The sequence below is a fragment of the Bacillus infantis genome, assembly GCF_020171945.1.
In the GTDB taxonomy this organism is placed as follows: domain Bacteria; phylum Bacillota; class Bacilli; order Bacillales; family Cytobacillaceae; genus Bacillus_AB; species Bacillus_AB infantis_A.
Window position 1 is genome coordinate 251,482 of record NZ_JAIVAP010000001.1, and the last position, 26,724, is coordinate 278,205.

29 protein-coding genes are annotated in these 26,724 nt (G+C 44.3%); 13 read left to right on the plus strand and 16 right to left on the minus strand.

What is annotated here, in order from left to right:
* The first annotated feature begins 85 nt into the window (after positions 1 to 85).
* Complete coding sequence (locus tag LCM00_RS01215) at positions 86 to 1,126, plus strand: class I SAM-dependent methyltransferase (RefSeq protein WP_224897083.1); 1,041 nt, start codon at positions 86 to 88, stop codon at positions 1,124 to 1,126.
* A 39-nt stretch (positions 1,127 to 1,165) separates the two neighbouring features.
* On the opposite strand, the gene LCM00_RS01220 is transcribed toward LCM00_RS01215, so the two are convergent.
* The 4 genes from LCM00_RS01220 to LCM00_RS01235 all read right to left on the minus strand — a co-directional run bounded on the left by LCM00_RS01220 (position 1,166) and on the right by LCM00_RS01235 (position 2,771).
* On the minus strand, positions 1,166 to 1,324 hold the full coding sequence (locus LCM00_RS01220; protein ID WP_224897085.1) for a hypothetical protein: 159 nt from the start codon (positions 1,322 to 1,324) through the stop codon (positions 1,166 to 1,168).
* 152 nt (positions 1,325 to 1,476) lie between these two features.
* Positions 1,477 to 1,584 carry a YjcZ family sporulation protein gene (locus LCM00_RS01225; RefSeq protein ID WP_224897087.1) on the minus strand — a complete coding sequence of 36 codons (108 nt, stop codon included), beginning with the start codon at positions 1,582 to 1,584 and terminating at the stop codon, positions 1,477 to 1,479.
* Between the two features lie 94 nt (positions 1,585 to 1,678).
* On the minus strand, positions 1,679 to 1,960 hold the full coding sequence (locus tag LCM00_RS01230; protein WP_224897090.1) for a hypothetical protein: 282 nt from the start codon (positions 1,958 to 1,960) through the stop codon (positions 1,679 to 1,681).
* A gap of 157 nt (positions 1,961 to 2,117) precedes the next feature.
* A complete protein-coding gene (locus tag LCM00_RS01235) occupies positions 2,118 to 2,771 on the minus strand; it encodes a phospholipid phosphatase (RefSeq protein WP_224897092.1) in 654 nt (217 codons plus the stop codon).
* A gap of 275 nt (positions 2,772 to 3,046) precedes the next feature.
* On the opposite strand from LCM00_RS01235, the gene LCM00_RS01240 reads away from it, so the two are divergent.
* Positions 3,047 to 4,264: a NupC/NupG family nucleoside CNT transporter gene (locus tag LCM00_RS01240; RefSeq protein ID WP_224897094.1), complete on the plus strand. Its 1,218-nt coding sequence runs from the start codon at positions 3,047 to 3,049 to the stop codon at positions 4,262 to 4,264.
* Positions 4,265 to 4,313: 49 nt separating this feature from the next.
* Here LCM00_RS01240 and LCM00_RS01245 read toward each other — a convergent pair whose 3' ends face one another.
* Positions 4,314 to 6,242 (minus strand): endonuclease MutS2, encoded by a 1,929-nt coding sequence (locus LCM00_RS01245; protein WP_224897096.1) that lies wholly within the window; start codon positions 6,240 to 6,242, stop codon positions 4,314 to 4,316.
* Between the two features lie 533 nt (positions 6,243 to 6,775).
* Here LCM00_RS01245 and LCM00_RS01250 point away from each other — a divergent pair.
* The gene (locus LCM00_RS01250) at positions 6,776 to 8,260 is read left to right on the plus strand and encodes an aldehyde dehydrogenase family protein (RefSeq protein ID WP_224897098.1); all 1,485 of its coding nucleotides are present in this window, start codon (positions 6,776 to 6,778) and stop codon (positions 8,258 to 8,260) included.
* A gap of 197 nt (positions 8,261 to 8,457) precedes the next feature.
* On the plus strand, positions 8,458 to 9,057 hold the full coding sequence (locus tag LCM00_RS01255) for an SCO family protein (protein ID WP_224897101.1): 600 nt from the start codon (positions 8,458 to 8,460) through the stop codon (positions 9,055 to 9,057).
* Positions 9,058 to 9,223: 166 nt separating this feature from the next.
* Here LCM00_RS01255 and LCM00_RS24575 read toward each other — a convergent pair whose 3' ends face one another.
* The gene (locus LCM00_RS24575) at positions 9,224 to 9,358 is read right to left on the minus strand and encodes a hypothetical protein (RefSeq protein WP_009793811.1); all 135 of its coding nucleotides are present in this window, start codon (positions 9,356 to 9,358) and stop codon (positions 9,224 to 9,226) included.
* 309 nt (positions 9,359 to 9,667) lie between these two features.
* Here LCM00_RS24575 and LCM00_RS01260 point away from each other — a divergent pair, with 309 nt between their 5' ends.
* Complete coding sequence (locus LCM00_RS01260; RefSeq protein ID WP_224897104.1) at positions 9,668 to 11,287, plus strand: ABC-F family ATP-binding cassette domain-containing protein; 1,620 nt, start codon at positions 9,668 to 9,670, stop codon at positions 11,285 to 11,287.
* 108 nt (positions 11,288 to 11,395) lie between these two features.
* Here LCM00_RS01260 and LCM00_RS01265 read toward each other — a convergent pair whose 3' ends face one another.
* Complete coding sequence (locus LCM00_RS01265; RefSeq protein ID WP_224897106.1) at positions 11,396 to 11,533, minus strand: YuzL family protein; 138 nt, start codon at positions 11,531 to 11,533, stop codon at positions 11,396 to 11,398.
* Positions 11,534 to 11,637: 104 nt separating this feature from the next.
* On the opposite strand from LCM00_RS01265, the gene LCM00_RS01270 reads away from it, so the two are divergent.
* Positions 11,638 to 11,883 carry a YkuS family protein gene (locus tag LCM00_RS01270; protein WP_094769008.1) on the plus strand — a complete coding sequence of 82 codons (246 nt, stop codon included), beginning with the start codon at positions 11,638 to 11,640 and terminating at the stop codon, positions 11,881 to 11,883.
* A gap of 68 nt (positions 11,884 to 11,951) precedes the next feature.
* Here the strand turns inward: LCM00_RS01270 and LCM00_RS01275 are convergent, their stop codons facing one another.
* From LCM00_RS01275 to LCM00_RS01285, 3 genes are all read right to left on the minus strand, one after another.
* On the minus strand, positions 11,952 to 13,115 hold the full coding sequence (locus LCM00_RS01275; RefSeq protein ID WP_224897109.1) for a D-alanyl-D-alanine carboxypeptidase family protein: 1,164 nt from the start codon (positions 13,113 to 13,115) through the stop codon (positions 11,952 to 11,954).
* A gap of 248 nt (positions 13,116 to 13,363) precedes the next feature.
* On the minus strand, positions 13,364 to 14,350 hold the full coding sequence (locus tag LCM00_RS01280; RefSeq protein ID WP_224897111.1) for a glycine-rich domain-containing protein: 987 nt from the start codon (positions 14,348 to 14,350) through the stop codon (positions 13,364 to 13,366).
* Positions 14,351 to 14,426: 76 nt separating this feature from the next.
* On the minus strand, positions 14,427 to 15,644 hold the full coding sequence (locus LCM00_RS01285; RefSeq protein ID WP_224897113.1) for a DHH family phosphoesterase: 1,218 nt from the start codon (positions 15,642 to 15,644) through the stop codon (positions 14,427 to 14,429).
* A 167-nt stretch (positions 15,645 to 15,811) separates the two neighbouring features.
* Between LCM00_RS01285 and LCM00_RS01290 the strand changes: the two genes are divergently transcribed.
* Positions 15,812 to 16,267 carry a cupredoxin domain-containing protein gene (locus LCM00_RS01290; RefSeq protein WP_224897116.1) on the plus strand — a complete coding sequence of 152 codons (456 nt, stop codon included), beginning with the start codon at positions 15,812 to 15,814 and terminating at the stop codon, positions 16,265 to 16,267.
* Positions 16,268 to 16,663: 396 nt separating this feature from the next.
* Here the strand turns inward: LCM00_RS01290 and safA are convergent, their stop codons facing one another.
* Positions 16,664 to 17,287 carry a SafA/ExsA family spore coat assembly protein gene (safA, locus tag LCM00_RS01295; protein ID WP_224897118.1) on the minus strand — a complete coding sequence of 208 codons (624 nt, stop codon included), beginning with the start codon at positions 17,285 to 17,287 and terminating at the stop codon, positions 16,664 to 16,666.
* A 184-nt stretch (positions 17,288 to 17,471) separates the two neighbouring features.
* Between safA and LCM00_RS01300 the strand changes: the two genes are divergently transcribed.
* Positions 17,472 to 18,521 (plus strand): hypothetical protein, encoded by a 1,050-nt coding sequence (locus tag LCM00_RS01300; protein ID WP_224897120.1) that lies wholly within the window; start codon positions 17,472 to 17,474, stop codon positions 18,519 to 18,521.
* A gap of 77 nt (positions 18,522 to 18,598) precedes the next feature.
* On the opposite strand, the gene nadE is transcribed toward LCM00_RS01300, so the two are convergent.
* From nadE to LCM00_RS01315, 3 genes are read right to left on the minus strand one after another with little or no spacing between them, the layout of a single operon-like run.
* On the minus strand, positions 18,599 to 19,423 hold the full coding sequence (gene nadE / locus LCM00_RS01305; protein WP_224897123.1) for an ammonia-dependent NAD(+) synthetase: 825 nt from the start codon (positions 19,421 to 19,423) through the stop codon (positions 18,599 to 18,601).
* Positions 19,424 to 19,437: 14 nt separating this feature from the next.
* Positions 19,438 to 20,901, minus strand: a complete 1,464-nt coding sequence (locus LCM00_RS01310) for a nicotinate phosphoribosyltransferase (protein WP_224897125.1) — start codon at positions 20,899 to 20,901, stop codon at positions 19,438 to 19,440.
* Positions 20,902 to 20,917: 16 nt separating this feature from the next.
* Positions 20,918 to 21,463: a cysteine hydrolase family protein gene (locus tag LCM00_RS01315; RefSeq protein WP_224897127.1), complete on the minus strand. Its 546-nt coding sequence runs from the start codon at positions 21,461 to 21,463 to the stop codon at positions 20,918 to 20,920.
* A 219-nt stretch (positions 21,464 to 21,682) separates the two neighbouring features.
* Between LCM00_RS01315 and LCM00_RS01320 the strand changes: the two genes are divergently transcribed.
* On the plus strand, positions 21,683 to 22,459 hold the full coding sequence (locus LCM00_RS01320; RefSeq protein WP_224897129.1) for a glycoside hydrolase domain-containing protein: 777 nt from the start codon (positions 21,683 to 21,685) through the stop codon (positions 22,457 to 22,459).
* Between the two features lie 144 nt (positions 22,460 to 22,603).
* Positions 22,604 to 23,182 (plus strand): biotin transporter BioY, encoded by a 579-nt coding sequence (locus LCM00_RS01325; protein WP_224897131.1) that lies wholly within the window; start codon positions 22,604 to 22,606, stop codon positions 23,180 to 23,182.
* A gap of 42 nt (positions 23,183 to 23,224) precedes the next feature.
* On the opposite strand, the gene LCM00_RS01330 is transcribed toward LCM00_RS01325, so the two are convergent.
* Complete coding sequence (locus LCM00_RS01330) at positions 23,225 to 24,121, minus strand: lysylphosphatidylglycerol synthase domain-containing protein (protein ID WP_224897133.1); 897 nt, start codon at positions 24,119 to 24,121, stop codon at positions 23,225 to 23,227.
* A 171-nt stretch (positions 24,122 to 24,292) separates the two neighbouring features.
* On the opposite strand from LCM00_RS01330, the gene LCM00_RS01335 reads away from it, so the two are divergent.
* The 3 genes from LCM00_RS01335 (at position 24,293) to LCM00_RS01345 (ending at position 26,068) form a co-directional block, all read left to right on the plus strand.
* Entirely contained in the window at positions 24,293 to 24,595 is a 303-nt protein-coding gene (locus tag LCM00_RS01335; RefSeq protein ID WP_224897135.1) for a hypothetical protein, read from the plus strand.
* Positions 24,596 to 24,620: 25 nt separating this feature from the next.
* The gene (gene yidC, locus LCM00_RS01340) at positions 24,621 to 25,409 is read left to right on the plus strand and encodes a membrane protein insertase YidC (RefSeq protein WP_224897137.1); all 789 of its coding nucleotides are present in this window, start codon (positions 24,621 to 24,623) and stop codon (positions 25,407 to 25,409) included.
* A gap of 116 nt (positions 25,410 to 25,525) precedes the next feature.
* Positions 25,526 to 26,068, plus strand: a complete 543-nt coding sequence (locus LCM00_RS01345; RefSeq protein ID WP_224897139.1) for a YhcN/YlaJ family sporulation lipoprotein — start codon at positions 25,526 to 25,528, stop codon at positions 26,066 to 26,068.
* Here the strand turns inward: LCM00_RS01345 and LCM00_RS01350 are convergent.
* Positions 26,061 to 26,663, minus strand: a complete 603-nt coding sequence (locus LCM00_RS01350; RefSeq protein WP_224897141.1) for a GNAT family N-acetyltransferase — start codon at positions 26,661 to 26,663, stop codon at positions 26,061 to 26,063. The two genes, LCM00_RS01345 and LCM00_RS01350, sit on opposite strands and share 8 nt — an antisense overlap.
* Positions 26,664 to 26,724 lie beyond the last annotated feature (61 nt).

Below are 26,724 nucleotides of genomic sequence, written 5' to 3' on the forward strand. Positions count from 1 at the left end.
CATATATAAGTCATTTATTTTCCGCGTATTAAAGGGATTGAAATTTGCTGTGTTGAATAAATATTGATAACGCTTACAAACAGGGGTGGTATTTTTGCTTGAAACCGAATTGGGAGCAGATGAGATTCAGGAGGAAACTTCTCTCCTTCCCTCATATAGAAGGGATATACGCGAGTATACGGAAAAGCAGGCCGGCAGATTCATTAAGATGAACACAGTAAGGGACTGGTCCTTGCTTTCATGGAAAGACATCGGGAAGCCGTACGAAGTGACATCGTTTGCAAAAGAAAAGCATGACTGGGAAAGCGAGCATAAAAAGGAACTTCCCGTCCATACTTCGTGGGAAATGTTCAATCGTTCCTTTCATCAGTGGTTTATCAAGGATGTCCCCGCCGAAATGGACAGGGCTAAAAAGGATTTCTTCAAGAATGCAGCTATGATAAAGCCCCGTGCAGCGAAAACAGCTTTGGGCGAGCTAGTAAGGCTGTCACTATGGAATTATGTTCACAGGATTCAGGATGGAATTTGGGATCCGCGCGGAAAAAGAGGCCTTTTTGCCAACCTGGACCTTGATAAGCCCCGTATTCTTTTCTTGGGTGCCGCAGAAGGCTATGAAGCAATGCAGCTGTCCGCCATGTATCCAGGGGGAGAAGCTGTTCTGGTCGATTATGATCCGTTTTGCAGGGATGCACGTTTTGAAGAATTTCCCGATTCATATCCCTTCCTGGGCTTGAATAAACAAACAGGAGGCAGAAAAGCTTTTTACAAAAATGATTTCCAAATTGACTATGTAGTGGATGATATCAGAAATCTTCCTTTTGGGAAGGAATTTGATATTGTTTTGAGTGTCGGCCTGCTGGAGCATTTCCCTGATAAATTAAAGCCCGAGGTGATTGATTGGCACAGAAGATTTGTGAAGCCTTCAGGTTATATTATCATGACGACCCCAAGAGCGCAGCTCAGGTCAAAGCTTTATTATGAAATAATGGCCGATGTCATGAACCATACGTACCGGGAGCTCATGACAGTCGAACAGATGGGCCTTTATATGTTTGAAAACGGACTGGAAATTCTTCAGCACGGCTATATAAAAGTGCACAATGGCATTGTAGCAAGGGCAAGATAAAGGGATGGAATCAAGCTGCATAGCGCAGCCTGGTTCCAGCTAATTCTTATAGTCTGCCCTCTTGCCCACTTCAGCTTCTCCGCCAGTCTGATTGCCTGTTGTAGCGGTATAGCCGACCTGGTAGGATGAATTGCGCTGTTTCTTTAATGCATTTGGCATTTTGTATTGTGACAAGTCATCCTGTGCTTCTTTTGGCATGAGAAATCCCTCCTTGTTGCTGTCATTATATTGTTATCCTTTTCAGGATTTTCATTCAAAGATCGTCCCTGGCAGCAAGACTTGTCTCAGGGGGAACGCAAAAAGGAATCTGTTCAGAAACAGATTCCTTTTTGCTCTTGATGCAGAAAGGATTAGTAGCCTCCCCCCACATAAGCAGCGCCAACGATAATCAAAAGGATGAAAAGCACGACGATAAGGGCAAACCCGCCGCCGTAGCCGTATCCAGCTCCACCGCTCATTTATTGCACCCCCTTTATGCACGACCTAGGGTATTGTATGAGAAGGATGACTGTTTTGAATGGGCTAAAAGTATCTTTGTGCTTAATTGAGTTATTACCACAGGAATGGGACAAAAGCTAAAGCGGCAATGGCTCCAAACGCAATGCCGATGCCAAAGCCTCCCCAGCCCCAGCCGTAGCCGTAAGGGTAAGCAAATCCATCAAACTCCCCATATCCGTAGCCGCCATAATTTCTGCCTCCGCCTGCAGGTCTGATGAAAACTTTTGAAGGTGTAACACGTTCAATAACTCCGACATGCTCTCTCCCATGCACAGTCCGGATCCGCACCATTCGGCCAACACCGCCTCTGCACTGATTGTAATAGCTTCTTGACATTTCAATCACCTCCGATATGCTGTCCGCTAACATCATATGCAGGAGGGCCTGTCAGATAATGGACAAACGTCCGGGGGCAAATGCGGATATTATCCAAAAGCTGGAGAGGATATTCCTGAAGACAAAAAAGCGCGGAGCAATTTCTGCCCCGCATTCTTCATTGTCCATCCCTATCCAAATGTCTTTTGGTCAAAAGCAGGCTCGCAATCAAGATTAGCTCAAACAGATTCGTAACTGCTGCACTGCCTGGATCAAAGGGTATGGCACTTCCTGCAGCCATAATAGCAATTCCGGCAAACATCCAGAACCAGCCTGTTTTTTTCCAGACAATAACTCCGGATATCAAGAGAAAGACCGATACACCGATCACCATTATTGGAGGACCGTGAGCATGCAATGGTACATATTTCAGCACCCCGTATTCAGTTACTGCCTCAAGCTGAAGATTCCTGATGGCAAAGAATTCTATAGACATTAAGACAATGGTTATGATCCAGGCAATCCCCAGGCTTTTCTTTTTATCAAGGACTCTTGTACCCGATTCTTTTGCAGCATACCAGGCAAAGAGAACAAGCAGAGGTGTTGCGGCGGCATGTAAAATAAATCGCATTCTATTGAGAGACAGAAGCATGTCAGATTCTCCGGCTATCCGTCCTGCCGCGAGGATGCTGTTATCATAAATCAGGCCAGCAATAATCACTAGCAGCACATCTCCATAAGAGGCTCTTCCCTTTTTAATCAATAGAGAAATTCCCCAAACCAGCAGCATGGTGTAAATGAAAGCAAAAATACCGAAAAAATAAGGATCCATCAAAACCCACCTTTGTTTTTTCTTCTGTTTCCCTGAACCTGGTTAGACTAATCATTTCTGATCGTCTGCAATGAAGATATGGAAAATGTTATCCATGTATTAATTTTCTAAACAATTTTATTAAACAAAATACTGGACTGTAAACGGATTCATGTTAAAATGAAACAGGTTAATTAGTTGGATGTCTGACGTCTGTTCTCGTACAGCATTTGGAAGACGTTTATGTGGATTTTTCTAAGCTAAAGATTACTATTAGTTTTTAAGGGGTGGAACTGATGAATTTACTTTGGGGACTATTTGGGATTGCAGTCGTTCTTGGAATCGCTCTTCTCTTCTCTTCAAACAGAAAAGCGATCAATCTTAGGACGATTGCTGGAGGACTTGCCATACAGCTTATCTTTGCTTTTGCCGTCCTGAAATGGAATGCAGGGAAAAAGGCACTCGAGATGCTCACTGAAAAGGTGAACAATATCGTAGGATATGCGAACGAAGGAATCAACTTCCTGTTTGGCGGACTGTTTGCCGATGGAACGAATATCGGGATGGTATTTGCTTTCCAGGTTCTGCCGACTGTCATATTCTTCTCTTCTTTAATTTCTGTACTTTATTATGTTGGCATCATGCAGTGGGTTATCAAGATTATCGGCGGCGGCCTTTCTAAGCTGCTTGGGACAAGCAAGGCAGAATCTATTTCTGCAGCAGCTAATATTTTTGTAGGACAGACAGAAGCTCCTCTCATTGTCCGTCCATTTATCAGCAAGATGACCCGGTCCGAATTATTTGCCGTCATGACGGGCGGACTTGCCTCAGTTGCAGGTTCAGTACTGATCGGCTATTCCCTGCTGGGCGTGCCGCTGGAATATCTCCTGGCCGCTAGCTTCATGGCTGCTCCTGCAGGCTTGGTACTGGCAAAGATTATGATTCCGGAAACAGAACAATCACAGACAGATAAAGAGATTACTATTGAGAAAGATACAGAGTCTGTCAATGTAGTGGATGCAGCCGCAAAAGGCGCCAGTGTCGGCCTTCAGCTTGCATTGAATATCGGTGCCATGCTTTTGGCGTTCATAGCGCTTGTTGCTATGATTAACGGATTGATCGGCTTTGCCGGCGGGCTATTCGGTGCAGACAATCTGTCTCTTGAAATGATTCTCGGCTATGTATTCTCGCCAATTGCATTTGCGGTTGGTGTTCCGTGGTCAGAAGCGGTTCAGGCTGGGGGATATATCGGTCAAAAGCTTGTTCTGAATGAATTTGTGGCCTATTCTTCCTTTGCCCCTGAAATCGGGAATCTGTCTGAAAAAACTTCAGCCATCATCAGCTTCGCTTTATGCGGATTTGCCAATATTTCATCCATGGCCATCCTTCTTGGCGGTCTTGGAAACCTGGCTCCCGACCGGAGAGGCGATATCGCTAAACTCGGATTCAAAGCAGTCGTAGCAGGTGCGCTGGCTTCATTGCTGAGCGCAGCAATTGCAGGTATGCTTTTGTAAGTATGCAGAAGGAAAGAAGCACTTCGCTTCTTTCCTTTCTTTTTATATGTTAATCATCAGCATCTGCACTTAAACCTTTTACATGCTTCTTACCCATCTGCTTCAGAACTTTCCGATTCTCTTTTGTATCGAATATGATGGAAAAATCATATTCTTCCGGATATAGCTCCTCTGCCTTAATATACAGCTTGAGTCTTTTAGAGTTGATCTCCTTTTTCTCTCCTTTAATTTGCACAATATATTGATCCCGGCTGTCAGGTCCTTTATAGATAATCCCCAGTTCACCTGTACTTGTATAGAGTACATTGTCACCTTTTTTAAAGGCGGCAGGCTTTTCTATTTTTGCTGTCTTCTCTCTTTTCTTTTCGTGCTTCTGAACAAATATTTGCCTCTCCATCTTTTTCTTTGCTGTATCATCTGAAAGTTCCTGTGGATAGCTCTTCTCTATCCCGTATGAATAGTAATGGGCCCTTTCAATCAGCTTCGGATGGATTCCAAGCTTTAAAGCGATGGCAAATGCCTGGCTTTCCCCTGACTCTCCTATTTTCAGCCTATATGTTGGCTTTAAGGTGGCGAGATCAAATTCCATGCTTCCATTTATAAAGCCTTCATGATGCTCTGCAAAAGATTTGATCTCTTTATAGTGCGTTGTTGCCAGGATAGCAGCTCCTTTCCTGTGCAGCTGCTCCAGAATAGCTGCTGCCAGGCCCATTCCCTCCCCCGGGTCAGTGCCTGAGCCAAGTTCATCCAGAAGCACCAGGGAGTCAGCAGTGGATTCTTCTAAGATTTCGCCTATATTTTTTATCCGGGAGCTGAAGGTGCTTAAGTTTTCTTCAATGCTTTGGCCGTCCCCTATATCAACCAGGATCTTCTGGAATATGCCCATTGAGCTTCCCTGGGAAACCGGGAGAAGCAGGCCGCATTGAGCCATCAGGGCGAGCAGGCCGACCGTTTTGATGGCAACTGTTTTGCCTCCTGTATTCGGTCCCGTTATCACAAGGGCTGTAGTTCCGCCCTGTCCAAGCTCTATTGTTAAAGGGACTGCTGAGCTCCCCAGCGAAGGATGTCTGGCATCAAGGAGGCGGAAAGACTGATCATCCTGAAAACAAACTGGGATGCCCTCAATCGCCAGCCCGTATTTTCCCTTTGCAAAAACGATATCATAATGGATCATTGTCTCGGCCGCCAGCTTGATTTCTTCATGCTTATCCTCCGCCAGCCCTGTCAAGTACAAGAGAATGTTCAGGATTTCCGACTCTTCATCTGAATGCAGCCAATTCAGCTGGTCCTGGTGTGCTCCGATTTCTTCAGGTTCAATAAAAAGGGTTAAACCTGAAGCACTTCTGTCCAGCACTGACCCTTTGATCTTATACCTGTATTCCTTCTTTACCGGCACCACATACCGGCCATTCCTCTGGCTGATTACCCCCTCCTGCAAAACCTCTTTATATTTAGCTGATTTCAGGATCTGGTTCAATTTTTCCTTAAGCCTTTCTTCCTGGATAGCAATCTGTTTGCGGATCTTCAGGAGGTCCTTGCTGGCATGGTCATCTATCCCCCCATTCCGGATGCAGCGCATTAGTTCTTCTGCAAGGAAAGGCATCTCGTCAACAGAGAGTATATAGGAAGATATTCTTGGAGCAAGGTTAGATTTGTCTTTCATGTACTTCTTAAGCTTCTTGCAGGATTGCAGAAATTCATATAGCCTGCTAAGCTGTTCTACCCGCAGCACAATTCCTTTGTGGAATGATGACAGCAGGGCTTCAACCCCTTTCATACTGCCGATGGGAACACTGCTTCCGGTTTTAAGAATTGCAGCTGCCTCAGCAGTTTCGTCTGCCAGTGCTTCGATCTGGCCTTTTAGAAAGGATGGCTCCATGCTGAGTATCTTTTTTCTTCCTCCTTCCGTCAAAGCGAATTGAGCCGCATTTTCTTTTACCACATGGAAATCTAAAGACTCATAAGTGTGTGAATTCAATTTTTTTCCTCCTTTTTATCAATACAAAAAGCCGCAATGAACTATATCATTGCGGCTCCCAAAATAGGATTCAGCATATATCAGTATTCAAAAAAGCTGTGCTCAAAGAACACAGCTTTCCACTGATTGAAAATGCTGCAGGCTATGACCGAGTTCTTAACTCTATTCCATGGGCACACTTAAATAAAAGTTCCCTTCCTTAATCTTTTAAGAAAGAGCCCCGGAATGACCGTATCTGATTAACGGTTTAGTTAAGAACGGCACCTAACATACAACATACCCCTTTTGCTGAACAAATTATTTAATACAATATAATCATATACAAGGGAGACCACAGAAGTAAATAGAATTTTTCTTTTTATCAGAAATTTGAAGGGATAGACTAAAAGCGCAGAAGAATATTGTCGAAAATTATCTGAAAATTTGTTCTCTTTTTATTTGAATAATAGATTCTGTAAATGCTAACATAGTTTATGGAAGCGCTATCAAAATAGGCTTTTGGCTACATAAATTAATTTCAGGGAGGAATCGCAATGACCCAATTAACAATTAATTTGAAGGAAAAAGTAGAAAAGTTCCTGGCCGGAAAGAAAAAGCTTTTCATTAATGGAGAATTCGTGGAAAGCGCCTCTCAGAAAACATTTGAAAGCTATAACCCTGCCACCGGTGAAGTACTGGCGACGCTGTATGAAGCAGGTCCTGAAGATATTGATAGAGCCGTGCTAGCTGCAAGGAAGGCATTTGATGAAGGAAAATGGTCCAAGATGGGCAGTGCCAAGAGAAGCAGGCTTATGTATAAACTCGCAGATTTGATGGAAGAAAACAAAGAAGAGCTGGCCCAGCTTGAAACTCTTGACAATGGAAAGCCTATCAGGGAAACCTCTGCAGCTGATATCCCGCTTGCTGTTGAGCACATGCGCTATTATGCAGGCTGGACGACAAAGATCGTCGGACAGACGATCCCGGTAAACGGGCCTTTCTTTAACTATACTCGCCACGAGGCTGTAGGAGTGGTCGGGCAGATCATCCCTTGGAACTTCCCTCTCCTCATGGCAATGTGGAAGCTTGGGGCTGCACTCGCCACAGGATGTACGGTTGTCCTCAAGCCGGCAGAGCAGACACCTCTCTCCGCCCTTTATCTGGCAGAATTAATCCAGGAAGCGGGCTTCCCTGAAGGAGTCGTGAATATTGTCCCCGGTTTTGGTGAGACAGCAGGCCAGCCGCTGGTAGATCATCCTCAGGTCGATAAGATTGCGTTCACCGGTTCAACAGAGGTCGGAAAAATGATCATGCAAAGGGCTTCTAAGACGCTGAAGCGTGTCACGCTGGAACTTGGCGGGAAGTCCCCGAATATCATCCTTCCTGATGCGGATATGACAAAGGCCATTCCCGGCGCATTAAACGGAGTCATGTTCAACCAGGGCCAGGTATGCTGTGCAGGATCGCGTGTATTCATCCAGAAAAAGCAGTTTGATAATGTAGTGTCCGATATGGTCGATCATGCCAAGAAGATTAAACAGGGTGCAGGCCTTCATGCTGATACGCAGATCGGCCCTCTCGTTTCAACAGAACAGCAGAACAGGGTCCTGGGATATATTGAAAAAGGCGTCAGCGAAGGAGCAGAACTGCTTGTGGGCGGAAATAAGCCGTATGAAGAAGGCTACTTCGTCTCCCCTACTATCTTTGCGGATGTCCGTGATGAGATGACGATTGCCAAAGAAGAGATCTTTGGCCCTGTCATCTCGGCTATGCCGTATGAAGATCTTGATGAACTGATTGCCAGGGCAAATAACAGCGAATATGGCCTGGCGGCGGGCGTCTGGACGAAGGATGTCTCCAAAGCCCATTATATCGCCAGCCAGCTCAGGGCAGGGACCGTATGGGTCAACTGCTATAATGCCTTTGACGCAGCCTCCCCATTCGGCGGCTATAAGCAGTCTGGCATGGGCCGTGAAATGGGATCCTACGCTTTGAATAACTACACAGAAGTGAAGAGCGTCTGGATCGGAATGAACTGATTCTTTCATCAAAAAAGGGGCCTGCGGGCTCCTTTTTTCCATTTGAAACCCGATGCCAAAAATTCTTAATCATCCAGATAGCGCGTTCCTTAAGACACGGAGCCGGAAGAAGTTTTTAGCACTTGCTTCTAAAATTTCACATAATATCCATGTCATTTTTTCATTCTCTTCCCTATTCTTAAGTGGGAGGGAATGAAATGAAGAGACTTTATTGGATCAGCTCTATCCTTATTATTGCAGGGATTGCTGCAGGGATTGCTTTTTTTGTCATCAGGGATCATTCAGCAGAAATTCCGGATGATATATCATTGATTACTGAAAATGGTAAAGACTATGATTTCAGTGAGGGTGGAGAGACCCTAACATTAGTTGAATTTATTTATACCCATTGTCCTGATATCTGTCCTACGACAACACAAAAAATGAACATGCTCAGAAGCGATCTCGAGAATAATCAAGTATTTGGTAATAAAGTGAAATTCATGACAATAACCATCGACCCTTATCGCGACACACCTGAAGTACTGAGTAAGTATATGGACAATTTCGATATTAAAAAAGACGGAAACTGGGTGTTCCTGACTGGAGATAAAGACAGCATGAAAGAAGACCAGAAGGAAATTCAGGAGCTGGCCAATGCCTTCCAGTTTCAGTACCGTGATCCCGGGGACGGCTTTTATGTGCACAGTACCTATGTTTATCTCCTGGATAAAGACAATAAATATATTAAAAAGTTCCCAATGGGTGAAAGTTTTGATAGAAAAGAAGTATATGAGAATATCTTGAAGGAGCTTTGAGAATCTAACTGCCGGCCGGGATATGGATTTTTGCACGAAAAAGGCTGACTGCCGGGGAGGCAGATCAGCCTTTTGTATGTATATTCATTCGAATTTTTTTCAAGTTCTTCAGGCTGCACAGCAGGAGACAGCTGTATATGTGCCTGTCTCCTGTACCACTTTAGTCTCAATTCGTGGAGGAAGATATCTTTCCGGCCTGGTTGATGTGCAGCAGGTAGTCAGATTTTGGCTTAGTGAAGCTTATCTTTATGCCGGATTTTTTCAAGCGGTTAACTAAATCGACGAGCTGCTTTTTAGCCATGTCAAAAAACTCCTTTGTTTTGCCTGTATGATTTCATTTTACATGAAAAATATGAAAAAACTATGACAATCGGCAAATTAAATGTGAATAATTTTTGATAATTTTATTTATAAAACTGTCAAGCATTCTGAGTCAGCTGATTTACTCTATCTATTTCCCATTTCTTCTCAGCTGAAACTTTTTCCTCTTGCCTTTCATCTTTTTTTTACATTTGTCATTCCATTGGCACCTGTCGGAAAGATTCGCTCTTGGACGCTGAAAGTGTTATAATTCTTACGATATTGTTTTTTTTGGAGGAATCAAACCTATATGATAACTGTGAGCAACGTAGGTCTTCGTTACGGCGATAGGAAGCTGTTCGAAGATGTTAATATTAAATTCAATCCCGGGAACTGCTATGGCCTTATCGGCGCCAATGGTGCCGGTAAGTCGACATTCCTGAAAATCCTCTCTGGAGAAATCGAGTCACAGACAGGTAATGTATCACTCGGCCCTGGCGAACGCCTCGCGGTATTAAAGCAAAACCATTATGAATATGAGGAGCATGAAGTCCTGACTACGGTCATCATGGGGCATGCCCGTTTATACCAGGTTATGCAGGAAAAAGACGCTATCTATATGAAAGCTGATTTCACTGATGAAGATGGAATGAAGGCAGCTGAGCTTGAAGGCGAATTTGCTGAGCTGAACGGCTGGGAAGCTGAGTCTGAAGCAGCCATCCTTCTTAAAGGCCTTGGCATTGGCGAGGAGCTTCATAATAAGAAGATGGAAGATCTTACAGGGTCGGATAAGGTAAAAGTCCTGCTTGCACAGGCTCTATTCGGCAAACCTGATGTCCTGCTGCTCGATGAGCCTACGAACCATTTGGACATCAAGGCGATCCGCTGGCTTGAGGAGTTCCTGATCAACTTCGAAAACACAGTCATCGTTGTTTCCCATGACAGGCATTTCCTCAATAAAGTTTGTACGCATATTGCCGATCTGGACTTCGGAAAAATTCAGGTTTATGTCGGGAACTATGATTTCTGGTATGAATCAAGCCAGCTGGCTTCCAGGATGGCATCTGATGCAAACAAGAAAAAAGAAGAAAAAATTAAAGAGCTGCAAAGCTTTATTGCCCGTTTCAGCGCTAACGCATCAAAATCCAAACAGGCAACTTCTCGGAAAAAGCTGCTCGATAAGATCTCCCTTGATGATATCAAGCCTTCTTCCCGCCGTTATCCTTATGTTGGATTCACGCCGGAGCGCGAGATCGGAAATGATCTTTTAAGGGTAGATAGCATCAGCAAGACAATCGACGGTGTCAAGGTGCTCGACAATGTCAGCTTCATCATGAATAAAGACGATAAGATCGCCCTTGTCGGAACAGATGAAATTGCAAAAACGGCATTGTTCAAAATCCTTACCGGAGAAATGGAACCGGACAGCGGTTCGTTCAAATGGGGCATTACAACTTCCCAGGCGTATTTCCCGAAAGACAACTCGCAGTATTTTGAAAACAGCGAGCTGAACCTTGTTGACTGGCTGCGCCAATTCTCTCCTCAAGATGAGAGTGAAAGCTTCCTGCGCGGATTCCTTGGCAGAATGCTGTTCTCAGGCGAAGAAGTGCTGAAAAAAGCAAGCGTGCTTTCCGGTGGAGAAAAAGTCCGCTGCATGCTTTCCAAAATGATGCTCAGCGGTGCGAATGTGCTCCTTCTTGATGAGCCTACAAACCACTTGGATCTTGAGTCCATCACTGCTTTGAATAATGGATTGACAAGCTATAAAGGGTCCATGATCTTCTCTTCTCATGACCATCAGTTCATTCAGACAATTGCAAACCGGATTATTGAAATCACTCCGAATGGCGTTGTAGATAAGCAAATGACTTATGATGAATACCTGGAAAACGCTGACCTGCAAAAACAGGTTGCTGAAATGTATAAGTAAAAATGAACCAGGAAAGCCCGGCTTTCCTGGTTTTTCTTATTCCCGATTCATGAACATCCAGCTGCGCTCCTTTAGGATCAGGCTGTTTGCGCTCTTGTTCTTCAGGTGTCAGACATCTTGTTTTTTTGTCTTCTTTCTTGCTGAATCAGCTTTGAATCTGCCTGTTTCACTATTGGTCGTGCCCTGTCCCTCAACATCAGGCGAGCTTAAGCCGGTTTTGGAAGGATCTTTTTTGTGCTTGGCCATTTAAACACCTCCGATTATTAATTTTAGCTCCCAAGCCCTATCTCATTCATGGGAATAAGACGCCGCTCTTTCAGGCATCATAACCTTCAGAGGAGGTGTAAGTTATGGCGAAACGTATTGCGGTAGAACAATCTCTTACCAATATCCAGGAGGCACTCCGTGCGAAAGGCTATGATGTAATTGACATGAAAACTCAGGAGGATGCCCAGAATTGCTCCTGCTGTGTAGTGACGGGACTGGACTCCAATGTAATGGGGATGCAGGATACTTTCACTCAATCTTCAGTCATCGAGGCTAACGGATTATCGGCAGATGAAGTTTGCCGGCAGGTTGAATCAAGGCTTCAATAAATGGCGCAGAAGACTAAAGGTTACTCTTTAGTCTTTTCTTTTATAAAAAAGGCATTGAATCAGCTGATTCAATGCCTCTGTTTTATTCTCCAGTATATTTTTCTCGACAAAATGTATAGAGAAGCGAGTATCAGCACAAATACCATATAAAAGACCCCTGATTGTAATGGCGTTTCTTTAATTTCTGCTGCTTCGGCTGCTTCACTTGGACCTGCAGCTTTTACAGCCTCTGGCTCAAGGGGGAATATTTGGATCAATTTTCCGCTATCATCGACTATTTTCAGAAGACCTTCTTCTGTGACGATTTTTTCAAAATGGTTCAGCGGAATAGTCACGAAGCGGTCTTTACCGCTAAAATAGAGCTGGTCCCCTTTTTGAAAAGAAGTTTCTTTACTGATCATCGAAGATTTGAAATGGCTGAAGCCGTAATCAAGCAAGTTCTTTGTGTCATTATAGATATCTCTTTTGAAATCCGCTTTCATGACGATGGCAGTCAGCTGGATTTTTCCATTTTCTGCAGATGTCGCCAGCGTCTGTTTGCTTTCGTTCACAAATCCGGTCTTTCCGCCGGTTATCCCGGTGTATGGCACTTCGCCTTTTAGCATGCGGTGGTGGGTAAATATCGTTGTGTCCCAGCTTTCTCCATCCCATGCGAGCTCTTTTGTCCCATAAATCGCTCTGAAAGTGCTATCTTTCAAGGCATAGCTGGTGATAAGCGCCATGTCTTCAGCTGTTGTATAATGATTTTCATCAAACAAGCCGTGCGGGTTTGTGAAATGGGTGTTATGGACATGCACTTCTTTTTCCAGGAATGTGTTAACGTTTTTTTCATACTCTTCCATGTTTCCGTCAAGATGCTCGGCAATTGCAGCTGCAGCATCATTCCCTGAGTTTACCAGCATCCCCTCGATCAGGTGCCTGAGCGTTGTCTTCTCGCCTTCTTCTAAATAAACCTTAGTCCCTTCTGTTTCAACAGCATTCCTGCTGATGGTCACGATATCACGGAGGCCGCCTTTTTTTATCGCATAAATAGCAGTGGCGATCTTTGTCAGGCTGGCTGGATACATCCGGTCAGATCCATTTTTGTTGTATAAAATAGCCTTGGATTGCGAATCAATTAAAACCGCAGCCTCACTCACTATGGCGGGTTCCTTTTCATCTTTTGCGATAGCGCTCTGACCGCCGTGTACACAAAACACGAGAATCATTAAAGCGGATATTAATTTTTTCATCTGTCAATCTCCATTTGCTGATTTTGATAGTGCTAAATTCCCTAATTTTGATTGTACCAAAATATTTTGCGGCAAATGGGCTTGTTTATGAATTGTTACAAAAATGAAAAATAACACGTTTCGTTAATGGGTAATTTGGGAATGTATTTGGTCAAAATGAAAAGCCATCTAACAAGATGGCTTCATTCAGTGTTCTTTTTAAGAAGAAATGCAAAGTAGGCTGCATTTTTATCCTGGGCAGCAAATACCTAGCTTCCCCCGCAGCCGCCTCCTCCTCCGCAGCTCGAGCAGCTGGATCCGCCTGAACAGTTCGAACCCCCTGAACAGCTGCCTGAATCTGAATCATGATCCGTGCTGCACGCAAATCCGGAACAGGAGGTGGCTCCTGCATACCCGCTCTTCATCATTTCCACAGGAAGCACTTCTTCAATATGTGATGAGTAATCATCATGCTCATACATCGAGAAAAATACGGCTGCCGGAAGAAGCAGGCTCATATCATGTGAAGAAGAAATCCGTGTGAACGGTTTTTTTTCATTTTTGCTGAAAGTCATTTCTGCTTCCCTGATGTCCGTCTTGAGCTGCCGGATCAGATAAAGCTGAACTTCTCTTGCATCTTCACCATCCCTGAAGTACTTTGCGAGAAGCTCCCCTTCAGATCTGGTTCTGAAATCATTCAAAATGCTCTGCTCAATGGGTGTTTTTAAAAATTCTCCCCAAATCAAGCGGCTGTTTCTTGCCGGGGAAAAGACCTGAAGGTAGACCCAGTCGAAAAAGGCTCTTTCCCCCGGGATTGGAACAATCTCCATATTAGGTGTGTGGTGCAAAAAGCTGCTGTAAAACTTTTTTGAGAAATCTTCATAATCTCTTGTGAACATAAGCATCTCATGCCAGACCGCATCCACTTTCCCGCTGAACATAGGCACCGATTTTAAAATGCTGCTTAGTACAAAGAACCTTTTAAGCTCAAAGAATACCCAGTCAAAATGCTTTTCCGACCAGGAAGGATGCTCCTTCAGCATTCTGTTTTTTATATTGGACTGATATCCTTCAGATAGGGCTTTTTCTAAATGCTGTGCAAGCGGTTTGGCTGCATCATTTTCAATGCCAAGCCCTTCAGGCAATTCATCCGCATACAGTCTCGGACGCCTCTTTCCTTTATTGCCGCTGATGATAGAAACCGCCATTCCTAAGATGAATATAAAAACGATGACAAATACAATGAAACCTGCCATTCTTCCCCTCCTTATGACTGATAATACCATTATATTCTGTCATGCACGTTTTTTACAGGAAAAAACCGCCAAATGATCAATGGCGGTTTCCCTTGCTGGAATTCAGTTTTGCTTCAAGGAAGAAATCTTTTAAATATTCGATGTAACTTTCGTCTCTGGCCAGCCAGGCGGAATGACTCCTTTTCAGGTCGTGTTCTGCAGCAGTAAAACTCTCATATTCTTCCCCTGCCGTGCAGCCATTCATATCGATTCTCCATGCATGATGGTCCTTAAAGATGAGAAAATGATCTCCCTTTCTGTTCTCATAAAGAGAGCCTGTCTCGGATTCTTTGTGGTTATGTTCATTTTTAAAGGCGTCACTCTTAATGGGATCATCGGAAAAAACATCTTTCACAAAGAGGGAAAATGCCTCTTCGGTCATGCTGCTCCCTGATGCCTTGGCATGTCCCCCTCCACCGAACCTTCCGGCTATTTCGGATACATCAATATGATCATGGATAGTCCTGTAGCTTATTCTTTTTCCGCCTATGCTGAGCAGGGCGATATAGTCCAGGTGGGGAAATTCCTTCCCAAGCTCATTGCCAAGCTCGGAATGGTATGATTCCGCGTGGACAATACCCGCACAATGCTCCCCTATAAAAGCCTGGACGATTTCCCGCTTCTTTCTTCTTATATAACGTTCAATCTTGTCTTCTTCCATTTCGAGAAGTTTTTTCTCAAATTCATCAAACTCGAATGACGTGGTTTCTTTGAGCCGGTCCAGCATTTTTTCTTCAAATTCTTCAATGGAAAGAAGGAAAAAAAGGTCATTCAGCTGTTTTGCCTTCATGTTCCCATTCTGGTCCCACTCCCACGTATCATATTGCCTGACGAGCTCTACAAATTCTTTAAGTGCTTCTGTTGGGGTAATATGATTTTCTTTTATCAGATAATCGAAGAATAGGGACGTGGCAGAAGCCAGCCTTCCATCATCATATTCCACGGTAACGCTCGCCCAGCTGCTGCTGTTCAGATGCAGTGCCGACTTATGATGGTCAATCAGCTGTACGGTCCCGCCATCCTTTTGCAGCTGGGTTAATCGCTGTTCATTTTCTTCATTAACAGATAAATCTGTGATCAGCAGTGTATCCTGTTTCTTTTCTTTGTTTTTCAGACGGTCCAGATGACGGCTGATCTGAATATCCAATCCGGAGACCGAATTATAGCGGACCTCTGCCTTGTCACCATATGCAAGCTTCGCTAAAATCCCGCAGCCAATCCCGTCCAAATCGTTATGTGTAAATAAACGGTACATACTACACCTCGCCAAAATTGTTGTCCTGAATAGTGTGGTGAAACTTTCCTATTTTATGCCTTTTACCCAGCTGAAACAAAATTTAAAAATTTTTCTTGGAATAAGACAAGTTCCCCCTTCCCCCTGGCATATCTTTAAAATAGATCAATTCAAAGGGGGATCTGTATATGCCTTTTTTAGTTTTAAAAAGAAGTACCGTTATATTTGCACTCGTTCTGCTGGCAGCTGTCGTGTCGGCAACAGGATGGTTTCTGCTTGGGAAAGACAGCTTAAGTGTATTCAGCCAGGATAAGGCAGCGAAGGCACCAAGAGAAATACACATGGTCACAGGCGAATTCAAAGCGACGCTGCCAGATGGAAAGGAAATCGAAGCATACCGCTGGGATCCTGGTACAATTTTTATCAAGGAAGGCGAGGAAGTTGTTTTAAAAATCTCCGGCATCAACGGCATGGAGCATCCATTCATCATCGAGGGAACTGATATAAAAGGAATCGTCAAAAAAGGCGGGGAAACATCAGTACCGGTCAAAATCGACAAAGAAGGCATTTACCGCCTGGTCTGCCTCACCCATCCAGATAGAGACAGCAACGGGCCGATGATCGGGTATATTGTTGTGGATTGAATGAGGAGGGCACTAGTTCAGCCGACTAAAACACTTTGGCATATTTTTCTCAGATCAGAAGGTTCTAGATTAGCTGACTAAGACCCTCTGGTATGCATTCCGCTATTCAGAGGGCGCTAAAACAGCCGGCTGAGCCTCTCTCTATACCCAATCAATTTTGCAAAAAGAATTTTCAACTCAATGATTAAAACTCTGTTATGTTTCCTGCTCAATGAATAAAAAAGGGTTCCAGCGCATCAGGCTGAACCCTTTTTTCTATATTAATGAGATACAATTTGCTGTTCAGTATATCCAGGAGCCTTACTGAGGGCCGCTAGAATGAATATAACCCGCATGGTCCCGTAATGAGAGGTTTGGCCTTATATTCGTTCGCCTATAAAAGCGGTCTATGCTTTCCTATCTCCCAATAAACATCTGTGTCCAGTAATGTCCGTAGCTGCCTCCTTTGGCGTATCCGACGCCGATTTCGGTGAAGCTGCTGCTGAGGATGTTTTTGCGGTGGCCTTCACTGTTCATCCAGGCGGTTACTACTGCCTGTGGCGTGGTTTGGCCGGCAGCGATATTTTCTCCTGCTGTCCTGTAGGAAATTCCAAAGCTCTTCATCATATCAAATGGCGTACCATAGGTTGGAGAGTTGTGATCAAAGTAGTTTCTGTTGATCATATCCTGAGATTTGTACCTTGCAGTCCTTGAGAGCTCCCAGTTGGATTTAAGAGGCTTAAGGCCGTATTTCGCCCTTTCTTTGTTTACCAGCTGGACTACCTGTTCTTCGGCAGATTGTTCGGCAGCTGCTGAAGGAATGGTGAGCCTCTGGCCCGGATAAATGAAATTAGGGTTTGTGATATGGGAATTCAGATTGATGATTTCTGTGATGCCCGCCTGGTACTGCTGGGCTATTTTCCACATCGTATCCCCTTTTTGTACAGTATGTACGGTTGAAGCGTCCGCAGTTAAGCGTGTTCCAAAGACAAAGGTGACAGAAAGCAATAAAATGAGTGAATATTTCAGTAATGTTTTCATAATGCTATTTAACCAGATAGATAGCCTCAGAGCCAGCGGTAAATCTTGCCCATTTATGCTGGATTTGCATCGCCTGAAGAATCATGGAAAGAAAGTAAATTAGTCATAAAAATTTCACAGAAGCACTCTTTAAGACCTTTTTACCCACGTTAATTTTCTATATAATGGAAATGAGGTGAGGTCTATGCTAATGGCTCTTAAACGGTATGATAAAAGTATTTTTGCATTACTTGCAGGAATGGTTATCGCAGCAAACTGCCTGCTTTATCGGACATCTTTTTTGGCTCCTGTCCCAAAAGGTGTATATTGGGGCACTGTGGTGGATTTGTTTATTGTCCTGCCAGCTTTGGGTTATTATTTCCTTTTAAGGAAAAAACGTTCTATTCTATACTTAAGCCCTGTCCTTCTTAGTACTTATGGGCTTTCACATGTGATTATCCCGGAAGGACTGCTGCAGTCAGCCAATATTCCGCGGTTGATGCTTGTTCTGGGAGAAATCCTTATCCTCTCGGCAGCAATTCTGGTAAACAAAGAAAAAATATTGCAATTTTATAAAGAACTTAAAGATCGCAACCGGCATAATTCTTTTCTGAAATATAATCTGGACAAAACTGCAGCAAGGTACTTTTCAGAATCAGCTGCTCTCAGGCTTTTAGCGTCTGAAATTGCCCTTTTCCAGTATTCCTTATTCTCCTGGAAAAGAAAGCCCGTGGCAGACACTGGCGCTATATTTACCTATCATAAAAAGAAAAGCTCATCGGCCGTTTACATCATGCTGATACATGCAACAGTACTTGAATCGGTTGGACTGCATTTCTTTCTTCATCAATGGAATGCGGCAGTTTCTTATATTCTTCTTATTCTGAATGTGTATGCGGTTCTATATTTCATTGCAGAGCTGCATGCGATGCGGCTGACTCCTTATCTCCTGACAAAAGAAGTCCTCTTGCTGCAAACAGGGCTTTCCAAAAGCATGGAAGTAGAGCTCTGCAATATTGAAAGCATTTCTTTCTACGAAGGTCCCGAAAAGTTTACGAAAAAAGAACTGCAAACTCTCTATGATGCACGGGCCATCGATTTTATGCAGGAAAAGCCGCAGATTGAGATCAGGCTTAAAGAGCCGGGGAAAGTACTGATGCCCTTTGGCATTGTCCAGCAGGCTGACCGGATTGTTCTGGATCTTGATGATCCGCAGGCATTTGCAGCCGAACTGAAATCCATGCTGCCAGAGTAAAAAGAAGCCGTCCACCTGAATGGACGGCTTTGCATTCTTATTTGCTGGCTGAGGCAATTTTGCCATTGGCCGGTTTTTTATTTTTTCCACCAGCTGTCGAACATGGAAGCAGGCAGCTGCCTTTTATGTTCGGTAATCAGGTATCTCTTTTCAATCTTTTCGGCTGTTTCAGGTGAAACCTCTTTTCCTTCCAGGTAATCATCCAGCTCATCATAGCTGATCCCAAGCTCCGTCTCGTCAGCCTGTCCCGGCTTATTATCAAGAAGGTCGGCAGTGGGAGTTTTGAGGTAGAGGCGTTCTACTGCACCCATTTCCTTTAGGAGAGCCTTCCCCTGGCGTTTCGTGAGTCCTGTGAGAGGAAGAACATCTGCTCCGCCGTCGCCGTATTTCGTAAAGAAACCGGTAACTGCCTCTGCTGCATGATCTGTGCCGATGACCAGCAGGCCTTCCTGGCCGCCAACTGCATATTGGGCAATCATGCGCATCCTGGCTTTTACATTGCCCTTATGATAATCAGACAAAGGTTCGCCTTTTGTGATGATATCAAATTCTTCTTTGACGGCATCTACAGCATTTTTCACGTTGAACGAGTATTCAGTGTCGGCTTTAATGAATGAAAGAGCAAGCTGGGCATCATCCTCATCCTGCTGCACTCCATACGGAAGGCGGACGGCTATAAAGCGTACCTCATGCCCTTCACTCCTCAATTCCTCCACTGCCATCTGAGCCAGCCTGCCGGCAAGGGTTGAGTCCTGGCCGCCGCTGATTCCGAGCACATATCCTTTTGCCTTGGAGGCTACAAGGTAATCCTTCAAGAATTGGACTCTATTTCTGATTTCTTCAGAAGGATTGATTTCCGGTTTAATATTCAACTCTTCCATAATTCTCTTTTGCAGATTCATTTGTTTCTCCTCCTCTATTGATTCCTTTTTACCTTTTCTCTAACTTGCTCAATATTGCGCATTTTATTTTCCCAGCATAATGTGCTCAAATCGACTGGATATTCCTCAGGATTGAGGGAGCGCTTATATTCATCCCAGAGCACATGCAGATTGCTCTTTGCAAAAGCTTGAATTTTGTTGAGTTCAGGGGTTTCATACACAAGCTTCCCATCAAGGAAAATATCATGGTGCAGCTCCTGGGCCTTAAAGCTGGTGATGAATTTGCTGATAAAGGTATGGACAGGATGGAACATTTTCAGCCTCTCTTCTTCCTCAGGCCGTTCATGTTCCATGGCAATATAATCGCCCTCTGATTTTTGGTTAGCCGTATTGATGATCCTGTAAACCTTTTTAAGGCCCGGGGTAGTGACCTTTTCAGGATTGCCGCTGATTTTGATGGTGTCTTTCATGGTACCTTCTTCATCCTCAATGGATACAAGTTTATAAACAGCGCCAAGGGCTGGCTGCTCATATGCAGTGATAAGCTTTGTCCCAATGCCCCATGTGTCTATTTTTGCTCCCTGGGCTTTCAGGTTCATGATTGTGTATTCATCGAGGTCATTCGATGCCACGATCTTTGCATTCGGAAATCCTGCTTCATCCAGCATCCTTCTTGCTTCTTTTGAAAGATAAGCAAGGTCGCCGCTGTCCAGCCTTATCCCTATAAAATTAATTTTATCGCCAAGTTCCTTCGCTACCTTAATGGCGTTTGGAACCCCGGATTTGAGGGTGTCATAGGTATCTACCAGGAATACACAGTCTTTATGCCTGCGTGCATACTTGTGGAAGGCTGTATATTCATCCCGGTAAGCCTGTACAAGCGCATGTGCATGTGTACCTGATACAGGGATGCCGAACAGCTTGCCGGCCCGCACATTTGATGTTGCATTGAATCCGCCTATATAGGCAGCTCTTGTTCCCCAAATCGCAGCATCCATTTCCTGTGCTCTTCTTGTTCCGAATTCCATTGCAGTTTCCTCGCCGACCACCTGCTTGATCCGGGAAGCCTTGGTGGCAATAAGGGTCTGGTAATTGACAATATTCAGAAGCGCCGTTTCAATCAATTGCGCCTGGGCAAGCGGCGCTTCAATCCTCATGATCGGCTCGTTTCCGAAAACAAGCTCACCTTCTGCCATTGAACGGACAGATCCGGTGAATCGCAATTCTGCCAGATACTCCAGGAAATCTTCCCTATAGTGAAGCTCATCCCTTAAATAAGCAATATCTGATTCTGTAAAACGGAAATCTTCCAGATAGCTTATCACCCTTTCAAGGCCGGCAAAAATACCATAGCCGTTCCCAAACGGAAGTTTACGGAAAAATAATTCAAAAACCGCTTTACGGTTATGTACACCATCCTCCCAGTAAGTTTCAGCCATATTGATTTGATATAAGTCAGTATGAAGAGTCATACTGTCGTCCATATACTTTCCTGTCATGTCCTACCTCCAAAGATTACTGTATTAACGAAGCATTCAGGCTGCCTTTGAAATGTTCCAGGGCCCAGCTGTGGCCTGCCTGGCTAAAGCTTGCGACCGCCTTCTCATGCACGATGATTTTAAAGCCTTTATTATAAGCATCTACAGCTGTATGAAGAACACAGATATCGGTACAGACACCTGCCAGGTGAAGTTCTTCTATCCCCCGCTCCCGCAGCTTAAGCTCGAGATCGGTTCCTGCAAAGGCGCTATAGCGCGTTTTGTCCATCCAGTAGACATTTTCCTTATCCTTATGCTCTGTAAACACATTTTTAAGGCTGCCATACAGTTCACGCCCTTTTGTCCCTTCTATATTGTGGGGCGGATAGAGCTCTGTTTCAGGATGGTAAGGGTCGCCTTTTTTATGAAGATCAATGGCAAAAACGGTATAATGCCCTTCCTTAATGAAAGTCTCGGTCAGGTCTGTTATGTATTCTTCGATTTCCTGGGCAGGCTTGCCGCACGGCAGGGCACCGATTACAAAATCATAGGTGTAATCAATATTGATCAATGCTTTTTTCATACAAAAATCCTCCCTCGCTTTAAGAATAAATCTATTATAAGCCAATTCATGGAAGGAATCATCCTGAAGCTTCCTTAAATATGGTTCATCTTTTACGATGATACCCCAACTTTAAGCTATTTACTCTTATAAAGCCCTGCGTCAGGATCAGAATCTCCAATAGCCCAGGCACACTCCCAGTCCGGAGAATATCATGTACCAAAGAAGGAGTGTGAACAGATGATCAATTGGAAGCAGTTCTTTGCTATACTGATCCCGGTCTTACTGATAGCGGCCATTCCTTTTATTATATTCCACTGGGGTCCTTCAAAGGAAAATGACAGCGGCAGAAACCAGACCGATCCAGAATCTGTGGTGTGGGGTGTCGATTCCGCCAGCCTTACAGCCGAATCACTATTTTCCTGTGTGAGAGAGAACTTCGGTAACCCTAAGATCTGGGGAAGGTATCTGGGTACAAAAGAAGGTGTTTCACAAGGACTGACAAAAGAGGAAGCGGCCTTTCTGCAAGCCAATAATGCCGGCATACTGCTGATCAATAACCAATTTACAGATGCTGCAGGCATTGACAATGGAACTGAAGCAGGGAATCTGGGGATTCAGCTCGCCAGTGAACTGGGCGTTCCGGAGGGGACAGCCATTTTTGCTGATATAGAACCGAACTATCCGGTTGACTCTGACTTTATTAGAGGTTATTACAGCGCAATGAGTGAATCTCCATACGAGGCAGGGATTTATGGTGTTTTTTCCGGCAGCAGCGCTCTGTATGCCGCTTATAAAAATGCAGCCGCAAATACAGCTGGATTAAAGGAGAATTTAATTCTGTGGACAGCTTATCCTCAAGCAGGAGTCACAACTGAGGGAGAGGCACCTGCCTATAGCCCGGAAGCACCGGAAGGGTCAGCTGTATTGGGCTGGCAATATGGACTTGATGCCGAAGCCTGCAATATCGATACCAATCTATTTAAGGGGCTCATGCTTGAATATATATGGCAGTAGCAGCATCTTCAGCCTGGCTTAATACAGCCGGGCTTTGCGTCTAAGTTAACCGAAAAAAATTTTGGTTGACAATAAATACTGTAAGGTTTACATTTTAATTGTTAACATACATAGTATTATAGTTTACAGAAAAGGAGAATCTTCATGACTAAAGATCAGTTAAAACTCAGGTCAATGATTGTGACTGCATTATTTGCAGCGATCATCGGGGTGCTGGCACAGATTACTGTCCCGCTGCCTCTCGTGCCCATTACTGGCCAGACGCTGGCAATCGGGCTGGCAGCTACCATCCTTGGCTCCCGTTACGGAACTTTATCAGTTATTCTTTATCTGATTATCGGAGCTGCCGGTGTTCCTGTTTTCGCTGAATTTTCAGGAGGGATTTCTAAGCTCGCCGGTCCGACGGGAGGATATCTTGTCGGCTTTATTCCTGCTGCTTTTATTACTGGACTGTATATTGAGAAAATGGGTTTCACCTTCAAGCATGCTTTAGTGGCCAATATAATCGGAATGTTCGTTACCCTGATATTTGGAACTGCCTGGCTTAAGATTGCTGCGGGTCTTGGCTGGGGTGCTGCAATTGCGGGAGGATTCACACCTTTCCTTGCTGTAGGGGTCATTAAAGCAGCTTTGGCTGCATGGGCTGGTATTATTGTAAGGCGCAGGCTTGTAAGTGCAAGGCTCCTTTTCACCTCAGGAGGTGCAGTGAAAGAGTCGGCTTAATATAATAATATTCGGAGGCTGTCCATCTTGAGGACAGCCTTTTTATTTTCCCAGCATTTTTTTTATTATAAACGGAGTTCCCAGCAGGACTGGAAACAGATAATAGCTGAGCCTGTACAAAAACAGAATGAGCATGGCAGCTTCACCTGCTACCCCCTCCCTCTGCATCATTAAGAGGAAGATCAGATCAAAGGATCCCGCTCCGCCCGGAATCATGCTGATAATTCCTGTACACAGAGCAGCGATGACGATTGGGAACAGCTGAAAAAAGGATATATTCACCCCGATGGTATGGGAAATCCCCCATATGCAAAGTACAATAAACAGCCATTCAAAGATTGAAATGGCAACCAGTTCTGATACAAAGCCTTTCCGGTTTCCGGGAATATCCCAAAAAGGCTGCCGTCGCCAGTAAAGAACCAAAAAAAGCGGATTGTAAAGTGCAATCGCCCATAAGGGCACACCCTCCCAGCCATCCAGCGGACCTGCAGAAACGGCCAGGACAGCAATTGCAAAAAAAGAAAGCCCGGTTAAAAAGAAAAAAGAGAGCTTGGCAGCCGTCCGGACCAGCGGGCTATCCTTCGGCATATACTTCTTATAGAAATATGTCCTTAGTGTGGCCCCTGCTATCCCGCCCAGACCCACAATATTTGAATATGCGTTTGCTGACAGTGAATAAAAGAATAATTTTGTTCTCGGTAAATGGACAGAAAAAAGCTGGAGCAGGACAACATCGTAAAAATACATAGGAGAAAGGGCGGCAATCCCAAGAGCAAAAATATAAAGCAAGTCCAAGCAAGAAAGGCTGCGGGCCAATCCGGCAGAAGCATCCCAGTCCAATTTGGAGAGCATGCCTTTTGCCTCATAACCTAAAACAATGAGAAATAATATTGGCAGGGAGATTTTCAGAAGAAAGATATATCTATTTTTTATTGCCACCCTTGTCCTCCTTTCCTATTGATCAGCTATAACTTATCCTATTCATTCTTTCCTGCAAAAAGAATCTGCAGCCTGGCCGGCATCTGTTGGTCCACCGGCGGGCAAGATTGCCTTTAAAGATGGAATAGCTTATAATTACAGTATTGGCCTACTAATTTATGGGGTGAATGAATGTTTGATCTGTTAATGGATTTTACAAATATTCCGGCTGAATATACATTGTATGCGAGTTTTATGCTCGGTCTTACAGTCAAGTCCTTCTTGGCATGGAATATTGAATACTCTTTCATGGAATCTACCTGCAAGCCAGCCGAGCTGGGCGCCGGTTCCGGAAGCCTTAAGCTTTACGAAGCCTGCGGCAGGCCCTTCAGCCCGCTTCTCCGCTGGATTGCCAAATATATACGCGCCAAAGAAGGATCGGGCAGCGACTCCGAGGATGCAGACTCCTCCATTATGCTTAAATTTGCTATCTAAAATTTAAACTAATGGAGGAATTTAATTGAAATCGAAAAAAAATCTTGCTGCATTTCTTGTTCTATCTTTAACAGCTATCCTTCTTTCCGCATGCCAGGCATCACAGCCCGGCCAGCAGAGTGATGGCTTTTTCAACACCTATCTGGTCCAGCCTTTTGCAAGTGCCATCCATATGGTCGCTGAATTATTTAATGGCAATTTCGGTTTATCCATCATCCTTATTACGCTGATCATCCGCCTGGCCCTTATGCCGCTCATGCTTAAGCAGTACAAAAGGCAGCAGGATATGAAAGGCAAAATGGATGTGCTGAAGCCGGAAATGGACAAGATCCAGGCCCAGTTGAAAAAGACGAAAGATCAAAAAGAACAGCAAAAGCTGCAGCAGGAAATGTTTGCTCTTTATCGCAAGCATGGTGTAAACCCGCTTAATGTGGGCTGTCTGCCAATCCTGATTCAAATGCCTATTCTGATGGGCTTCTACTATGCCATCAGGAGTTCACATGAAATTGCTGCGCATTCTTTTTTGTGGTTCAATCTTGGACAGCCTGACCTGCTCATTACAGCAGCAGCGGGTATAGTCTATTATCTGCAGTTTAAAGTGACCCAGGCCAATATGCCGGTCCAGCAGCAGAACCAGATGAAATTTATGGGACTGCTGTCGCCGATCATGATTGTTGTCTTCTCTTTCAGCGCTCCTGCAGCCCTCCCTTTGTATTGGACAGTGGGAGGAACGTTCCTTATTCTGCAGACCCTGATTGGCCGCAGGCTTTATCAGACAGCACCTGCAGCCAAAGAAGCTGAAATATCCAGATAATATTGAAAGAAGCATGAGGGATTCCCTCATGCTTCTTTTTTGTATAGATGGCAGCACGCTTTTGCATAAATGGGCTGGAACTCTGAAATAATGAAGAATAGAAAGGATGTGGGAATTTGATCAGCAAAAAGCTATTTCTAGCCGGCTTTGCAGCCCTCTCTGTTCTGCCTGGCTGCGGGATTAATGAAAAAGATACATATGATGATACTGCTATCAGGGATATGGGAAGCAAACAGACAGAAAATCTCGTCAGCACTTCGAAGGAAGACAGTGAAACAAACACAAAGCTGACGGATCCTACCAGGACATCTTATGAAGGGAAAAATGAAGCGCCCAGGCTGATCCTGGATGAAACAGCTTCGAAAAGAATCAGCAGTATGGACATGACCAATGATGCTATCGTTATTAAAACGAATAACCGCACGTTTGTTGCAGTAAAGCCAGCTAAGGAATATCGGCTTGCCGGGAACTCCAGGCAGGAAATCAAACAGGCACTGCCTGCAGAAAACTCTGCAAAAGCTGTATATATAACAGATGATGCAGAGTTTTATAAGCATGTAAAAACCTATCAGGATGCAATCATTGCCGGAAAGCCCGTAGATCAGCTTTACCAGGAGTTTATAAAGCTCGCAGAAAAAACATTCCCGGATTCTAAATAGGATAAATATTCTTCAGTTTCTGTATAAGCCTTTCTTTTACTTGCGGCCATTCTTCTTTTAGAATGCTGTAATAAACAGTATTTCTGGCGAATCCATCAGCTATGATCCGGTCTTTCCGGAGAATGCCCTCTTTGACTGCACCCAGCCTTTCTATTGCCTTCTGGGATCTGATATTCCTGCTGTCCGTTTTTAGCTGGACCCTGTTCATATCCCATATTTCAAAAGCGTGCCTGAGAAGGAGAAATTTGCATTCCGTATTCACAGATGTTCTCCAGACCTCTGGCGTATACCATGTTGAGCCGATTTCAAGCGTTTTATTTTCCGGCAGGATGTCCAGATACCTGGTGCTGCCCACAAGCCTGCCGGATTCCTTCAAGCCCACCGAAAAAGCCAGTTGTTTCCCTTCTTTCACTAAATCCGCCGCTTTCCGGGTATCTGCCTTCATTTCTTCAAGACTAAAGATCTTTGATGCAGTAAATTCCCAGATCTCCTTATACGCAGCAGCCTCCCACAGCAAACTGCTTTGATCTTCACGGATCGGGCTAAGCCTGACGGACTTTCCTTCAAGAATGGGCGGTTCTATCCATAATGCCATAAAGTTCTCCTCCTGTTCTGCTAAGAAACTCTATATTCGACAAAAAGGAGAAAAATCCTTT

Coding starts and splice junctions, on each gene's coding strand:
- safA (WP_224897118.1), bottom strand. CDS start 17,287: ATGAAAACATTACTGAAATATTCACTCATTTTATTGCTTTCTGTCACC.
- LCM00_RS01300 (WP_224897120.1), top strand. CDS start 17,472: ATGCTAATGGCTCTTAAACGGTATGATAAAAGTATTTTTGCATTACTT.
- LCM00_RS01230 (WP_224897090.1), bottom strand. CDS start 1,960: ATGTCAAGAAGCTATTACAATCAGTGCAGAGGCGGTGTTGGCCGAATG.
- LCM00_RS01285 (WP_224897113.1), bottom strand. CDS start 15,644: ATGTACCGTTTATTTACACATAACGATTTGGACGGGATTGGCTGCGGG.
- LCM00_RS01275 (WP_224897109.1), bottom strand. CDS start 13,115: ATGAAAAAATTAATATCCGCTTTAATGATTCTCGTGTTTTGTGTACAC.
- LCM00_RS01270 (WP_094769008.1), top strand. CDS start 11,638: ATGGCGAAACGTATTGCGGTAGAACAATCTCTTACCAATATCCAGGAG.
- LCM00_RS01265 (WP_224897106.1), bottom strand. CDS start 11,533: ATGGCCAAGCACAAAAAAGATCCTTCCAAAACCGGCTTAAGCTCGCCT.
- LCM00_RS01335 (WP_224897135.1), top strand. CDS start 24,293: ATGTTTGATCTGTTAATGGATTTTACAAATATTCCGGCTGAATATACA.
- LCM00_RS01290 (WP_224897116.1), top strand. CDS start 15,812: ATGCCTTTTTTAGTTTTAAAAAGAAGTACCGTTATATTTGCACTCGTT.
- LCM00_RS01310 (WP_224897125.1), bottom strand. CDS start 20,901: ATGACAGGAAAGTATATGGACGACAGTATGACTCTTCATACTGACTTA.
- LCM00_RS01220 (WP_224897085.1), bottom strand. CDS start 1,324: ATGCCAAAAGAAGCACAGGATGACTTGTCACAATACAAAATGCCAAAT.
- LCM00_RS01255 (WP_224897101.1), top strand. CDS start 8,458: ATGAAGAGACTTTATTGGATCAGCTCTATCCTTATTATTGCAGGGATT.
- LCM00_RS01320 (WP_224897129.1), top strand. CDS start 21,683: ATGATCAATTGGAAGCAGTTCTTTGCTATACTGATCCCGGTCTTACTG.
- LCM00_RS01325 (WP_224897131.1), top strand. CDS start 22,604: ATGACTAAAGATCAGTTAAAACTCAGGTCAATGATTGTGACTGCATTA.
- LCM00_RS01235 (WP_224897092.1), bottom strand. CDS start 2,771: ATGGATCCTTATTTTTTCGGTATTTTTGCTTTCATTTACACCATGCTG.
- LCM00_RS01280 (WP_224897111.1), bottom strand. CDS start 14,350: ATGGCAGGTTTCATTGTATTTGTCATCGTTTTTATATTCATCTTAGGA.
- nadE (WP_224897123.1), bottom strand. CDS start 19,423: ATGAATCTGCAAAAGAGAATTATGGAAGAGTTGAATATTAAACCGGAA.
- LCM00_RS01315 (WP_224897127.1), bottom strand. CDS start 21,463: ATGAAAAAAGCATTGATCAATATTGATTACACCTATGATTTTGTAATC.
- LCM00_RS01225 (WP_224897087.1), bottom strand. CDS start 1,584: ATGAGCGGTGGAGCTGGATACGGCTACGGCGGCGGGTTTGCCCTTATC.
- LCM00_RS01250 (WP_224897098.1), top strand. CDS start 6,776: ATGACCCAATTAACAATTAATTTGAAGGAAAAAGTAGAAAAGTTCCTG.
- LCM00_RS01350 (WP_224897141.1), bottom strand. CDS start 26,663: ATGGCATTATGGATAGAACCGCCCATTCTTGAAGGAAAGTCCGTCAGG.
- LCM00_RS24575 (WP_009793811.1), bottom strand. CDS start 9,358: ATGGCTAAAAAGCAGCTCGTCGATTTAGTTAACCGCTTGAAAAAATCC.
- LCM00_RS01260 (WP_224897104.1), top strand. CDS start 9,668: ATGATAACTGTGAGCAACGTAGGTCTTCGTTACGGCGATAGGAAGCTG.
- LCM00_RS01240 (WP_224897094.1), top strand. CDS start 3,047: ATGAATTTACTTTGGGGACTATTTGGGATTGCAGTCGTTCTTGGAATC.